This window comes from Escherichia sp. WS547, assembly GCF_046486065.1.
Lineage (GTDB): Bacteria > Pseudomonadota > Gammaproteobacteria > Enterobacterales > Enterobacteriaceae > Escherichia > Escherichia coli.
The window spans coordinates 77,377-91,751 of sequence record NZ_JBJQMA010000010.1; the positions used below are offsets into that span (position 1 = coordinate 77,377).

13 protein-coding genes are annotated in these 14,375 nt (G+C 50.9%); 8 read left to right on the top strand and 5 right to left on the bottom strand.

The features are described 5' to 3' along the window. Positions 1 to 42: 42 nt before the first annotated feature. Together znuB and znuC are read right to left on the bottom strand one after the other, a co-directional pair. Complete coding sequence (gene znuB / locus ACJHWK_RS11300) at positions 43 to 828, bottom strand: zinc ABC transporter permease subunit ZnuB (RefSeq protein WP_001520716.1); 786 nt, start codon at positions 826 to 828, stop codon at positions 43 to 45. Next, entirely contained in the window at positions 825 to 1,580 is a 756-nt protein-coding gene (znuC, locus tag ACJHWK_RS11305) for a zinc ABC transporter ATP-binding protein ZnuC (RefSeq protein WP_000202987.1), read from the bottom strand. The genes znuB and znuC overlap by 4 nt, the downstream gene beginning before the upstream one ends. Positions 1,581 to 1,658: 78 nt before the next feature. Between znuC and znuA the strand changes: the two genes are divergently transcribed. The 3 genes from znuA to lpxM all read left to right on the top strand — a co-directional run bounded on the left by znuA (position 1,659) and on the right by lpxM (position 5,019). Beyond that, the gene (gene znuA, locus ACJHWK_RS11310; RefSeq protein WP_011076428.1) at positions 1,659 to 2,591 is read left to right on the top strand and encodes a zinc ABC transporter substrate-binding protein ZnuA; all 933 of its coding nucleotides are present in this window, start codon (positions 1,659 to 1,661) and stop codon (positions 2,589 to 2,591) included. 15 nt (positions 2,592 to 2,606) lie between these two features. Next, positions 2,607 to 3,929, top strand: coding sequence for a murein DD-endopeptidase MepM (mepM, locus tag ACJHWK_RS11315; protein ID WP_001184045.1), 1,323 nt, complete (start codon positions 2,607 to 2,609; stop codon positions 3,927 to 3,929). A 118-nt stretch (positions 3,930 to 4,047) separates the two neighbouring features. Continuing rightward, complete coding sequence (lpxM, locus tag ACJHWK_RS11320) at positions 4,048 to 5,019, top strand: lauroyl-Kdo(2)-lipid IV(A) myristoyltransferase (RefSeq protein ID WP_000448381.1); 972 nt, start codon at positions 4,048 to 4,050, stop codon at positions 5,017 to 5,019. A gap of 131 nt (positions 5,020 to 5,150) precedes the next feature. Here the strand turns inward: lpxM and pyk are convergent, their stop codons facing one another. Together pyk and hexR are read right to left on the bottom strand one after the other, a co-directional pair. Beyond that, complete coding sequence (pyk, locus tag ACJHWK_RS11325) at positions 5,151 to 6,593, bottom strand: pyruvate kinase (protein ID WP_000091148.1); 1,443 nt, start codon at positions 6,591 to 6,593, stop codon at positions 5,151 to 5,153. A gap of 127 nt (positions 6,594 to 6,720) precedes the next feature. Next, complete coding sequence (gene hexR, locus ACJHWK_RS11330; RefSeq protein WP_001056694.1) at positions 6,721 to 7,590, bottom strand: DNA-binding transcriptional regulator HexR; 870 nt, start codon at positions 7,588 to 7,590, stop codon at positions 6,721 to 6,723. Between the two features lie 337 nt (positions 7,591 to 7,927). On the opposite strand from hexR, the gene zwf reads away from it, so the two are divergent. The 3 genes from zwf to kdgA all read left to right on the top strand — a co-directional run bounded on the left by zwf (position 7,928) and on the right by kdgA (position 12,127). Then, positions 7,928 to 9,403 carry a glucose-6-phosphate dehydrogenase gene (gene zwf / locus ACJHWK_RS11335; protein WP_000301727.1) on the top strand — a complete coding sequence of 492 codons (1,476 nt, stop codon included), beginning with the start codon at positions 7,928 to 7,930 and terminating at the stop codon, positions 9,401 to 9,403. A 234-nt stretch (positions 9,404 to 9,637) separates the two neighbouring features. Next, positions 9,638 to 11,449, top strand: coding sequence for a phosphogluconate dehydratase (edd, locus tag ACJHWK_RS11340; protein ID WP_001069467.1), 1,812 nt, complete (start codon positions 9,638 to 9,640; stop codon positions 11,447 to 11,449). A gap of 36 nt (positions 11,450 to 11,485) precedes the next feature. Continuing rightward, positions 11,486 to 12,127, top strand: coding sequence for a bifunctional 4-hydroxy-2-oxoglutarate aldolase/2-dehydro-3-deoxy-phosphogluconate aldolase (gene kdgA / locus ACJHWK_RS11345; RefSeq protein WP_000800512.1), 642 nt, complete (start codon positions 11,486 to 11,488; stop codon positions 12,125 to 12,127). Positions 12,128 to 12,181: 54 nt separating this feature from the next. Here the strand turns inward: kdgA and purT are convergent, their stop codons facing one another. Beyond that, a complete protein-coding gene (gene purT, locus ACJHWK_RS11350) occupies positions 12,182 to 13,360 on the bottom strand; it encodes a formate-dependent phosphoribosylglycinamide formyltransferase (protein WP_021517157.1) in 1,179 nt (392 codons plus the stop codon). 133 nt (positions 13,361 to 13,493) lie between these two features. Here purT and yebG point away from each other — a divergent pair, with 133 nt between their 5' ends. Both yebG and yebF read left to right on the top strand, forming a co-directional pair. Further along, positions 13,494 to 13,784 (top strand): DNA damage-inducible protein YebG, encoded by a 291-nt coding sequence (gene yebG / locus ACJHWK_RS11355; RefSeq protein ID WP_000257738.1) that lies wholly within the window; start codon positions 13,494 to 13,496, stop codon positions 13,782 to 13,784. A gap of 66 nt (positions 13,785 to 13,850) precedes the next feature. Continuing rightward, positions 13,851 to 14,207 (top strand): protein YebF, encoded by a 357-nt coding sequence (gene yebF / locus ACJHWK_RS11360; RefSeq protein WP_001295500.1) that lies wholly within the window; start codon positions 13,851 to 13,853, stop codon positions 14,205 to 14,207. The last annotated feature ends 168 nt before the right edge of the window (positions 14,208 to 14,375 follow it).

Sequence of the window (14,375 nt, forward strand, 5' to 3'; positions counted from 1 at the left end):
AAGGCGCTCGCGCCGCATCCGACAAATGTGTTCAGCGATAGATTAGCTGGCCTGCTTTTTCATCATACTGATAATAAATAACAGTGCCGCACATAGCACCACCGACGGACCCGCCGGCGTATCGTAAAATGCGGAAAAGGTTAAACCGCCAGTCACTGCCACCATCCCCACCAAAACAGCGACACCGGCCATCTGTTCCGGCGTGCGGGCAAAGCGACGCGCTGTAGCTGCAGGAATAATCAGCAGCGAAGTAATAATCAACGCGCCGACAAATTTCATCGCTACACCAATTGTCAATGCTGTCACCAGCATCAACAACAATTTCACGCGCTGTAATTTCACACCATCAACAAACGCCAGATCCGGGCTAATCGTCATTGACAGCAAATTGCGCCATTGCCAGAACAGAATCGCCAACACGATGACCACGCCAATCGCAATAGAGATGAGATCTTCTGGCGTCACTGCCAGCAAATCACCGAACAGGTAAGCCATCAAATCAACACGAATGTTAGACATCAGACTAACGACCACCAGGCCCAGCGACAGGGCACTGTGCGCCATAATCCCTAATAACGTGTCGATCGCCAGCTGTGGACGCTTCTCCAGCCATACCAGACCGCCCGCCAGCAGCAGCGTAACTGCAATCACCGCATAGAATGGATTCACATCCAGCAACAAACCAAACGCGACGCCAAGTAATGAGGCATGAGCCAGCGTATCACCGAAATAAGACATACGACGCCAGACCACAAACGAACCCAGCGGACCCGCGGCACAGGCGAGCATGATCCCGGCTAACCAACCGGGAAATAATAATTCAATCATGAGCGATCATTTCCCCGACGCAAAACAATTCGTCCCTGTAAATCGTGACGATGATTATGATGATGGCGATAGATACCCAGTTGTTCAGCACCACGAGGACCAAACATAGAAATAAACTCCGGATGCAGGGAAACAACTTCCGGTGTACCGGAACAACAAATGTGGTGATTCAGGCAAAGCACTTCATCGGTTTTTGCCATTACCAGATGCAGATCGTGAGAGACCATTAAAACGCCACAATCCAGTTCGCGACGCAACTGGTCAATAAGGTCATATAACGCCACCTGACCATTCACATCCACGCCCTGAGTGGGTTCATCCAGCACTAATAATTGCGGTCGATTTAACAATGCTCGCGCTAACAATACACGCTGTGTTTCGCCACCCGAGAGCTTTTGCATCGGTGCGTTAATCAGATGCCCGGCCTGGACACGTTTCAGTGCAGGCAAAATATCTTCTTTATGTGTGTCAGGGCGTAAGCGTAAAAAACGGTTTACGGTCAGTGGCAACGTGGTGTCGAGATACAGCTTCTGCGGTACATAGCCGATGCGCAGTTTTCCGTTGCGCTTGATAACCCCTTCATCGGGTGTTACCAGCCCGAGCACTACCCGTACCAGTGTCGACTTACCTGCGCCATTTGGCCCAAGTAAAGTCAAAATTTTTCCAGGTTTAAGTTCCAGCGACACATCAGAGAGGACGCGGCGTTGGCCAAAAGAAACCGAGACATTTTCCAGGGAAACCAGACTTGTCATGTTAATTTTAGTCTTGCAGTAGTCATGAAATGTTATAATATCACACTTCTCATATTCATTACGATGATTGGTCGCATTATGTTACATAAAAAAACGCTTCTTTTCGCAGCATTATCCGCCGCTCTCTGGGGCGGTGCAACACAGGCCGCAGATGCTGCCGTTGTCGCTTCGCTTAAACCCGTTGGGTTCATCGCTTCTGCCATTGCTGATGGGGTAACAGAAACGGAGGTTTTACTACCTGACGGCGCTTCAGAACATGATTATTCACTGCGTCCATCAGATGTAAAACGCTTACAGAACGCGGACTTAGTCGTTTGGGTTGGCCCGGAGATGGAAGCGTTCATGCAAAAACCGGTAAGTAAATTACCTGAAGCGAAACAGGTAACGATTGCGCAGCTAGAGAATGTGAAACCGCTGCTGATGAAAAGTATTCACGGCGATGATGATGATCACGACCACGCGGAAAAAAGTGACGAAGATCACCATCACGGCGATTTCAACATGCATCTTTGGCTTTCCCCAGAGATAGCGCGGGCTACAGCGGTTGCAATCCATGGAAAATTAGTGGAACTTATGCCGCAAAGTCGAGCCAAACTTGACGCCAACTTGAAGGATTTTGAGGCACAATTAGCCTCAACCGAAAAGCAGGTTGGTAACGAGCTCGCGCCGCTCAAGGGGAAAGGTTATTTCGTTTTTCACGATGCTTACGGCTATTTCGAAAAACAGTTCGGACTGACACCGCTTGGTCATTTTACCGTTAACCCTGAGATTCAACCTGGCGCGCAGCGTTTACATGAAATAAGAACACAGTTGGTTGAGCAAAAAGCAACCTGCGTTTTTGCTGAGCCACAGTTCAGGCCAGCGGTCGTTGAGAGCGTCGCACGAGGGACATCCGTTCGTATGGGAACGTTGGATCCCCTGGGGACGAATATCAAACTGGGTAAAACAAGCTATTCAGAATTCCTGAATCAATTAGCCAACCAGTATGCGAGCTGCCTGAAAGGAGATTAATGAGGAAGTGATTACGTGCAACAGATAGCCCGCTCTGTCGCCCTGGCGTTTAATAATTTACCGCGACCACACCGCGTTATGTTGGGGTCGCTCACCGTTCTTACTCTGGCCGTCGCTGTCTGGCGGCCCTATGTTTATCACCGCGATGCCACGCCAATTGTCAAAACCATTGAGCTGGAACAGAACGAAATTCGTTCGCTCTTACCTGAAGCCAGTGAGCCGATTGATCAAGCTGCACAAGAAGATGAAGCCATTCCCCAGGATGAACTGGATGACAAAATCGCCGGTGAAGCGGGCGTGCATGAATATGTTGTTTCCACTGGCGATACGCTAAGCAGCATTCTCAATCAGTATGGTATTGATATGGGTGATATCACCCAACTGGCTGCTGCCGACAAAGAATTGCGTAACCTGAAAATCGGTCAACAACTCTCCTGGACATTAACCGCGGACGGCGAACTGCAGCGTCTCACCTGGGAAGTGTCTCGTCGTGAAACCCGAACCTATGACCGTACTGCCGCTAACGGTTTTAAAATGACCAGCGAAATGCAGCAAGGAGAGTGGGTCAACAATCTGCTGAAAGGTACCGTCGGGGGAAGCTTTGTTGCCAGCGCCAGAAACGCCGGTTTAACCAGCGCCGAAGTGAGCGCAGTGATTAAAGCCATGCAGTGGCAAATGGATTTCCGCAAACTGAAAAAAGGCGATGAATTTGCGGTGTTAATGTCACGAGAAATGCTTGATGGTAAACGTGAGCAAAGCCAACTGCTGGGCGTACGTTTGCGTTCAGAAGGTAAAGATTATTACGCAATCCGCGCTGAAGATGGCAAATTCTACGATCGTAACGGTACTGGTCTGGCGAAAGGATTCTTGCGATTCCCGACGGCGAAACAGTTCCGTATCTCGTCTAACTTTAACCCGCGTCGTACTAATCCGGTGACTGGTCGTGTTGCGCCACACAGAGGTGTTGATTTCGCCATGCCACAGGGTACGCCGGTGCTTTCAGTGGGTGACGGTGAAGTGGTGGTTGCCAAACGCAGTGGCGCAGCAGGTTATTATGTGGCTATTCGTCATGGTCGCAGCTACACCACGCGTTATATGCACTTGCGCAAGATCCTGGTGAAACCGGGACAGAAGGTGAAACGTGGCGACCGTATCGCGCTTTCCGGTAATACTGGACGTTCAACCGGGCCGCATCTGCACTATGAAGTATGGATAAACCAGCAGGCCGTAAACCCGCTGACGGCAAAACTGCCGCGTACCGAAGGGCTGACCGGCTCCGATCGTCGCGAATTCCTGGCACAGGCCAAAGAGATTGTGCCGCAGCTACGGTTTGATTAATTAACATCCATTCGCAGCCGGTACGCAGTCAGTACCGGCTTTTTTATTTGGTGCGGGGCAAGTTGCGCCGCTACACTATCACCAGATTGATTTTTGCCTTATCCGAAACTGGAAAAGCATGGAAACGAAAAAAAATAATAGCGAATACATTCCTGAGTTTGATAAATCCTTTCGCCACCCGCGCTACTGGGGAGCATGGCTGGGCGTAGCAGCGATGGCGGGTATCGCTTTAACGCCGCCAAAGTTCCGTGATCCCATTCTGGCACGGCTGGGACGTTTTGCCGGACGACTGGGAAAAAGCTCACGCCGTCGTGCGTTAATCAATTTGTCGCTCTGCTTTCCAGAACGTAGTGAAGCTGAACGCGAAGCGATTGTTGATGAGATGTTTGCCACCGCGCCGCAAGCGATGGCAATGATGGCTGAGTTGGCAATACGCGGGCCGGAGAAAATTCAGCCGCGCGTTGACTGGCAAGGGCTGGAGATCATCGAAGAGATGCGGCGTAATAACGAGAAAGTGATTTTTCTGGTGCCGCACGGTTGGGCCGTCGATATCCCGGCCATGCTGATGGCCTCGCAAGGGCAGAAAATGGCAGCGATGTTCCATAATCAGGGCAACCCGGTTTTTGATTATGTCTGGAACACGGTGCGTCGTCGTTTTGGCGGTCGTCTGCATGCGAGAAATGATGGTATTAAACCATTCATCCAGTCGGTACGTCAGGGGTACTGGGGATATTATTTACCCGATCAGGATCATGGCCCAGAGCACAGCGAATTTGTTGATTTCTTTGCCACCTATAAAGCGACGTTGCCCGCGATTGGTCGTTTGATGAAAGTGTGCCGTGCGCGCGTTGTACCGCTGTTTCCGATTTATGATGGCAAAACGCATCGTTTGACGATTCAGGTGCGCCCACCGATGGATGATCTGTTAGAGGCGGATGACCATACGATTGCGCGGCGGATGAATGAAGAAGTCGAGATTTTTGTTGGTCCGCGACCAGAACAATACACCTGGATATTAAAATTGCTGAAAACTCGCAAACCGGGCGAAATCCAACCCTATAAGCGCAAAGATCTTTATCCCATCAAATAAAAAAAGCCTCTCGCGAGGAGAGGCTTCCGCCGTGTGATAAGTTCAAGTTTGCTTCAGAAGATTCGAAATCTGTTGAACTATCATTGAACTGTAGGCCGGATGAGGCGTTTTCGCCGCATCCGGCAACGTACTTACTCTACCGTTAAAATACGCGTGGTATTAGTAGAACCCACGGTACTCATCACGTCGCCCTGGGTGACAATCACCAGGTCACCAGACATCAAGTAACCTTTATCGCGCAGCAGATTAACCGCTTCGCTGGCAGCTGCTACGCCGTCATTAGCGCTATCGAAGTGCACCGGCGTAACGCCGCGATAGAGAGCAGTCAGGTTCAGCGTACGTTCATGGCGTGACATGGCGAAAATCGGCAGACCAGAGCTGATACGGGAGGTCATCAGCGCCGTACGACCCGATTCGGTCATGGTGATGATCGCCGTAACGCCTTTCAGGTGGTTAGCCGCGTACATTGCTGACATGGCAATAGCTTCTTCCACATTGTCGAACTGCACGTCCAGACGGTGTTTAGAAACGTTGATGCTCGGGATTTTTTCCGCACCCAGGCAAACGCGCGCCATGGCTGCAACAGTTTCTGAAGGATACTGACCAGCAGCAGTTTCTGCAGAAAGCATCACAGCATCAGTACCATCCAGAACGGCGTTTGCTACGTCCATGACTTCTGCACGCGTCGGCATCGGGTTAGTAATCATTGACTCCATCATCTGGGTCGCCGTGATTACTGCGCGGTTAAGCTGACGCGCACGACGGATCAACGCTTTCTGAATGCCGACCAGTTCCGGATCGCCAATTTCCACACCAAGGTCGCCGCGTGCAACCATTACCACGTCAGAGGCGAGGATGATGTCATCCATTGCATCCTGGCTGCATACGGCTTCCGCACGTTCAACCTTGGCAACAATTTTCGCATCACATCCTGCATCGCGTGCCAGCCGACGGGCATAGTTCAGATCTTCGCCGCAGCGTGGGAAGGATACAGCCAGGTAATCTACGCCAATTAACGCTGCAGTCTTAATGTCTGCTTTGTCTTTTTCGGTCAGCGCTTCAGCCGACAAACCGCCGCCAAGTTTGTTGATACCTTTATTGTTGGAGAGGGGACCACCGACGGTCACTTCGGTGAACACTTTCATGCCCTGAACTTCCAGTACTTTTAACTGGACGCGACCATCGTCCAGCAGCAGGATGTCACCAGGCACGACGTCAGCAGGCAGGCCTTTGTAGTCGATACCGACTTTTTCTTTGTCGCCTTCACCTTTACCCAGGTTGGCGTCGAGCAGGAATTTATCCCCAATATTGAGGAAAACTTTGCCTTCTTTAAAGGTGGATACACGGATTTTGGGCCCCTGGAGGTCACCCAGAATAGCCACATGACGCCCCAGTTTTGCGGCAATCTCACGAACTTTATCCGCGCGCATTTTGTGATCTTCAGGCGAGCCGTGAGAAAAGTTCATACGTACAACGTTGGCACCCGCCGCGATAACTTTTTCAAGATTATTATCGCGATCTGTTGCTGGGCCTAACGTGGTAACGATTTTTGTTCTGCGAAGCCTTCTGGACATGTAATACTCCGTTGACTGAAACAACCAGGTGTTGCTTGAACATGAAATCCGAATGAAATAACGCCGCGATGGCGATAAATTAATCTCATTCGGATGTCGTATAAGATTAGAACAGTGACAGTCGCTTTTAGCGATCGTCACTTAAATTAAGTAACTGCTTATCAAAACGCGATTCCTTCAGCGCTTCCTTGACCCGCTTCAAGTTATCTCTGAATTTTGCACCGCGTCGCAAAGTAAATCCTGTCGCCAGCACATCTATCACGGTCAGCTGTGCAAGTCGAGAAACCATGGGCATATAAATGTCAGTATCTTCCGGTACGTCGAGGGTAATTGCCAGCGTTGCTTCCCGGGCGAGCGGGGTACCCGCAGAGGTGAGGGCAATCACCATGGCGTCGTTTTCGCGTGCCAGCTGCGCCAGCTCGACCAGATTTTTTGTTCTTCCCGTGTGAGAAATCAGCACCACCACGTCTCCGTCGCTACAATTCATACAACTCATGCGTTGCAGCACAATATCATCGGAGTACACAACCGGAACATTAAAACGAAAGAACTTATTCATCGCATCGTGGGCAACGGCGGCTGAAGAGCCTAATCCGAAAAAGGCGATTTTTTTTGCCTGAGTGAGCAAGTCGACGGCGCGGTTGATGGCAGATTTATCCAATGAATGACGGACATGATCGAGCGTTGCCATTGCGGACTCAAATATTTTCCCCGTGTATGATTCAACGCTGTCATCTTCATTGACGTTGCGATTAACATAGGGAGTGCCATTCGCCAGACTTTGTGCCAGATGAAGTTTAAAATCAGGAAAACCGCGCGTGTCCATGCTGCGACAGAAACGATTCACCGTCGGTTCGCTAACATTGGCTTCCAGCGCCAGAGCAGCAATACTCGAATGGATCGCGTTATCGGGCGAAGCCAGAATGACCTCGGCAACTTTGCGCTCTGATTTGCTCAAATGTTCCAGCTGAGACTGGATTTTTTCCAGCATATTCATGATGTAAAGAGACTCACGGGTAATGACGATTTCCGCACTGAAAGAAATCGAAATGCAGTTTTGTCAGATATTACGCCTGTGTGCTGTGTTAATGACAAAAGCAGATAAAAAAGTTGTTATTTTTTTTCATAACATGATCAGTGTCAGATTTTTACCCAATGGAAAACGATGATTTTTTTATCAGTTTTGCCGCACTTTGCGCGCTTTTACCGTAATCGCACGGGTGGATAAGCGTTTACAGTTTTCGCAAGCTCGTAAAAGCAGTACAGTGCACCGTAAGAAAATTACAAGTATACCCTGGCTTAAGTACCGGGATAGTTAACTTAAGGAGAATGACATGGCGGTAACGCAAACAGCCCAGGCCTGTGACCTGGTCATTTTCGGCGCGAAAGGCGACCTTGCGCGTCGTAAATTGCTGCCTTCCCTGTATCAACTGGAAAAAGCCGGTCAGCTCAACCCGGACACCCGGATTATCGGCGTAGGGCGTGCTGACTGGGATAAAGCGGCTTATACCAAAGTTGTCCGCGAGGCGCTCGAAACTTTCATGAAAGAAACCATTGATGAAGGTTTATGGGACACCCTGAGTGCACGTCTGGATTTTTGTAATCTCGATGTCAATGACACTGCTGCATTCAGCCGTCTCGGCGCGATGCTGGATCAAAAAAATCGTATCACCATTAACTACTTTGCCATGCCGCCCAGCACTTTTGGCGCAATTTGCAAAGGGCTTGGCGAGGCAAAACTGAATGCTAAACCGGCACGCGTAGTCATGGAGAAACCGCTGGGGACGTCGCTGGCGACCTCGCAGGAAATCAACGATCAGGTTGGCGAATACTTCGAGGAGTGCCAGGTTTACCGTATCGACCACTATCTTGGTAAAGAAACGGTGCTGAACCTGTTGGCGCTGCGTTTTGCTAACTCTCTGTTTGTGAACAACTGGGACAATCGCACCATCGATCATGTTGAGATTACCGTGGCAGAAGAAGTGGGGATCGAAGGGCGCTGGGGCTATTTTGATAAAGCCGGTCAGATGCGCGACATGATCCAGAACCACCTGCTACAAATTCTCTGCATGATTGCGATGTCTCCGCCGTCTGACCTGAGCGCAGACAGCATCCGCGATGAAAAAGTGAAAGTACTGAAGTCTCTGCGCCGTATTGACCGCTCCAACGTACGCGAAAAAACCGTACGCGGGCAATATACTGCGGGCTTCGCCCAGGGCAAAAAAGTGCCGGGATATCTGGAAGAAGAGGGCGCGAACAAGAGCAGCAATACAGAAACCTTCGTGGCGATCCGCGTCGACATTGATAACTGGCGCTGGGCCGGTGTGCCATTCTACCTGCGTACTGGTAAACGTCTGCCGACCAAATGCTCTGAAGTCGTGGTCTATTTCAAAACACCTGAACTGAATCTGTTTAAAGAGTCGTGGCAGGATCTACCGCAAAATAAACTGACTATCCGTCTGCAACCTGATGAAGGCGTGGATATCCAGGTACTGAATAAAGTTCCTGGCCTGGACCACAAACATAACCTGCAAATCACCAAGCTGGACCTGAGCTATTCAGAAACCTTTAATCAGACGCATCTGGCGGATGCCTATGAACGTCTGCTGCTGGAAACCATGCGTGGTATTCAGGCACTGTTTGTTCGTCGTGATGAAGTGGAAGAAGCCTGGAAATGGGTAGACTCCATTACTGAGGCGTGGGCGATGGACAATGATGCGCCGAAACCGTATCAGGCCGGAACCTGGGGACCTGTTGCCTCAGTGGCGATGATCACCCGTGATGGTCGTTCCTGGAATGAGTTTGAGTAATATCTGCGCTCATCCTTTATGGTTATTTTACCGGTAACATGATCTTGCACAGATTGTAGAACAATTTTTACACTTTCAGGCCTCGTGCGGATTCACCCACGAGGCTTTTTTTATTACACTGCCTGAAACGTTTTTGCCCTATGAGCTCCGGTTACAGGCGTTTCAGTCATAAATCCTCTGAATGAAACGCGTTGTGAATCATCCTGCTCTGACAACTCAATTTCAGGAGCCTTTATGAATCCACAATTGTTACGCGTAACAAATCGAATCATTGAACGTTCGCGCGAGACTCGCTCTGCTTACCTCGCCCGGATAGAACAAGCGAAAACTTCGACCGTTCATCGTTCGCAGTTGGCATGCGGTAACCTGGCACACGGTTTCGCTGCCTGCCAGCCAGAAGACAAAGCCTCTTTGAAAAGCATGTTGCGTAACAATATCGCCATCATCACCTCCTATAACGACATGCTCTCCGCGCACCAGCCTTATGAACACTATCCAGAAATCATTCGTAAAGCCCTGCATGAAGCAAATGCGGTTGGTCAGGTTGCAGGCGGTGTTCCGGCGATGTGTGATGGTGTCACCCAGGGGCAGGATGGAATGGAATTGTCGCTGTTAAGCCGCGAAGTGATTGCGATGTCTGCGGCGGTGGGGCTGTCCCATAACATGTTTGATGGTGCTCTGTTCCTCGGTGTGTGCGACAAGATTGTCCCGGGTCTGACGATGGCAGCCCTGTCGTTTGGGCATTTGCCTGCGGTGTTTGTGCCGTCTGGACCGATGGCAAGCGGTTTGCCAAATAAAGAAAAAGTGCGTATTCGCCAGCTTTATGCCGAAGGTAAAGTGGACCGCATGGCATTACTGGAGTCAGAAGCCGCGTCTTATCATGCGCCGGGAACATGTACTTTCTACGGTACTGCCAACACCAACCAGATGGTGGTGGAGTTTATGGGGATGCAGTTGCCAGGCTCTTCTTTTGTTCATCCGGATTCTCCGCTGCGCGATGCTTTGACCGCAGCCGCTGCGCGCCAGGTTACACGCATGACCGGTAATGGTAATGAATGGATGCCGATCGGTAAGATGATAGATGAGAAAGTGGTAGTGAACGGTATCGTTGCACTGCTGGCGACCGGTGGTTCCACTAACCACACCATGCACCTGGTGGCGATGGCACGCGCGGCCGGTATTCAGATTAACTGGGATGACTTCTCTGACCTTTCTGATGTTGTACCGCTGATGGCACGTCTCTACCCGAACGGTCCGGCCGATATTAACCACTTCCAGGCGGCAGGTGGCGTACCGGTTCTGGTGCGTGAACTGCTCAAAGCAGGCCTGCTGCATGAAGATGTCAATACGGTGGCAGGCTTTGGTCTGTCTCGTTATACCCTTGAACCATGGCTGAATAATGGTGAACTGGACTGGCGGGAAGGGGCGGAAAAATCACTCGACAGCAATGTGATCGCTTCCTTCGAACAACCTTTCTCTCATCATGGTGGGACAAAAGTGTTAAGCGGTAACCTGGGCCGTGCGGTTATGAAAACCTCTGCCGTGCCGGTTGAGAACCAGGTGATTGAAGCGCCTGCGGTTGTTTTTGAAAGCCAGCATGACGTTATGCCGGCCTTTGAAGCGGGTTTGCTGGACCGCGATTGTGTCGTTGTTGTCCGTCATCAGGGGCCAAAAGCGAACGGAATGCCAGAATTACATAAACTCATGCCGCCACTTGGTGTATTATTGGACCGGTGTTTCAAAATTGCGTTAGTTACTGATGGACGACTCTCCGGCGCTTCAGGTAAAGTGCCGTCAGCTATCCACGTAACACCAGAAGCCTACGATGGCGGGCTGCTGGCAAAAGTGCGCGACGGGGACATCATTCGTGTGAATGGACAGACAGGCGAACTGACGCTGCTGGTAGACGAAGCGGAACTGGCTGCTCGCGAACCGCACATTCCTGACCTGAGCGCGTCACGCGTGGGAACAGGACGTGAATTATTCAGCGCCTTGCGTGAAAAACTGTCCGGTGCCGAACAGGGCGCAACCTGTATCACTTTTTAAGACGACAAATTTGTAATCAGGCGAGAGAAAACTCTGATGAAAAACTGGAAAACAAGTGCAGAATCAATCCTGACCACCGGCCCGGTTGTACCGGTTATCGTGGTAAAAAAACTGGAACACGCGGTGCCGATGGCAAAAGCGTTGGTTGCTGGTGGGGTGCGCGTTCTGGAAGTGACTCTGCGTACCGAGTGTGCAGTTGACGCTATCCGTGCTATCGCCAAAGAAGTGCCTGAAGCGATTGTGGGTGCCGGTACGGTGCTGAATCCACAGCAGCTGGCAGAAGTCACCGAAGCGGGTGCACAGTTCGCAATTAGCCCGGGGCTGACCGAGCCGCTGCTGAAGGCTGCTACCGAAGGGACTATTCCTCTGATTCCGGGGATCAGCACTGTTTCCGAACTGATGCTGGGTATGGACTACGGTTTGAAAGAGTTCAAATTCTTCCCGGCTGAAGCTAACGGCGGTGTGAAAGCCCTGCAGGCGATCGCGGGTCCGTTCTCCCAGGTCCGTTTCTGCCCGACAGGTGGTATTTCTCCGGCTAACTACCGTGACTACCTGGCGCTGAAAAGCGTGCTGTGCATCGGTGGTTCCTGGCTGGTTCCGGCAGATGCGCTGGAAGCGGGCGATTACGACCGCATTACTAAGCTGGCGCGTGAAGCTGTAGAAGGCGCTAAGCTGTAAAAGTCAAAATGCCCGATCCTCGATCGGGCATTTTGGTAGCGTTTTTCGCCGGGGCTAAGCTTGTACTTTTATCTGTGCTGCGGCGTGCTTTGCGCGCTCAATCGCTTCATCAACACTCTCTGCAGTAGCCAGTGCCACCCCCAGACGACGGCTGCCATCAATTTCCGGCTTACCAAATAAACGAATCTGCAAACCTGCGCCTACGGCATTCTGCACATTATCAAACGTGACATTCTCACTGGTCAGTTGTGGCAGGATAACGGCAGAAGCTGCAGGACCATACTGACGGATCCCGCCAACCGGAAGTCCGAGAAAGGCTCGCACATGCAGGGCAAACTCCGAGAGATCCTGAGAAATTAACGTCACCATCCCGGTATCATGTGGGCGAGGGGAGACCTCACTGAAAATCACCTCATCACCACAGACAAACAGCTCGACACCAAACAGACCATAACCGCCCAGTGCCAGCACCACTTTACGGGCAATCTCCTGCGCACGTTCCAAAGCCAGCTGGCTCATTTGCTGTGGTTGCCAGGATTCACGATAGTCGCCATCTTCCTGGCGATGACCTACCGGTGCACAGAAATGGACGCCATCCACCGCGCTGACGGTTAGCAGGGTAATTTCGAAATCAAACTTAACGACGCCTTCAACAATTACGCGGCCCGCACCGGCGCGACCGCCTTGCTGAGCGTACTCCCATGCATGAGCAAGTTGCTCTGCAGAACGAATAAACGTCTGCCCCTTGCCGGAGGAACTCATCACCGGTTTAACAATGCAGGGATAGCCGATTTCAGCAACCGCCTCGCGGAAAAGGTTTTCGTTATCGGCAAAACGATAAGTGGAAGTGGGCAGCTGCAGCTCTTCTGCCGCCAGGCGACGGATACCCTCGCGATTCATCGTTAATTTCGTTGCGCGCGCGCAGGGGACAACATTCAGTCCTTCCTCTTCAAGTTGGATCAGCATATCGGTGGCAATAGCTTCGATCTCCGGCACGATATAATGTGGTTTTTCCAGTTCAACCACACGGCGTAATGCATCACCATCAAGCATATTAATGACATGGGAGCGATGCGCGACATGCATGGCTGGTGCGTCGGCATAGCGATCAACGGCAATCACTTCTACGCCGAGACGCTGACACTCGATTGCCACTTCTTTACCCAGTTCACCGGAGCCTAATAACATCACGCGAGTTGCTGCCGGACGCAGCGCAGTGCCTAATAACGTCATAACGAATATCCCCTGATTAATTCCGCGCGCAGTATAAACGAAAACGTTTGCGCGTGTCTTTATTGCTGATGTTGATTTCCCAACCGAAAAGAAATATACTGTATAAAATCACAGTTATTATGAGAGGCTGCAAATGGCGGTTGAAGTTAAATACGTAGTCATTCGTGAGGGCGAAGAGAAAATGTCGTTTACCAGCAAAAAGGAAGCCGATGCTTATGACAAAATGCTTGATACGGCGGATCTGCTTGACACCTGGCTGACAAATTCTCCAGTGCAAATGGAAGACGAGCAACGTGAAGCCCTTTCGCTATGGCTGGCAGAACAAAAAGATGTGCTGAGCACCATTCTGAAAACCGGCAAATTACCGTCCCCACAGGTCGTCGGTGCTGAATCCGAAGAGGAAGATGCCTCACACGCGGCCTGAAGCAACTTGCGCTCCTGACAATTTGTACCATGCTTTCTCCTGAATCATTGTGCTATGGAGAAAAACATGAAAAAAAGAGGGGCGTTTTTAGGGCTGTTGTTGGTTTCTGCTTGCGCATCAGTTTTCGCTGCCAATAATGAAACCAGCAAGTCGGTCACTTTCCCAAAGTGTGAAGGTCTGGATGCTGCTGGAATTGCCGCGAGCGTAAAACGTGATTATCAACAAAATCGCGTGGCGCGCTGGGCAGATGATCAAAAAATTGTCGGTCAGGCCGATCCTGTGGCATGGGTCAGTTTGCAGGACATTCAGGGTAAAGATGATAAATGGTCAGTACCGCTAACCGTACGTGGTAAAAGTGCCGATATTCATTACCAGGTCAGCGTGGACTGCAAAGCGGGAATGGCGGAATATCAGCGGCGTTAATGGCCTCTGATAATTCGATTGACCGTCGGCGGATGCGGCGCGAATGCCTTGTCCGCCCCACAACGCACCACAATCGTAGGCCTGAGAAGACGCAACAGCGTCGCATCGGGCAATCAGCGTCAAACAGTGCCACTCAAAACGTCAAACTACTTTCACCTAAAATACCCT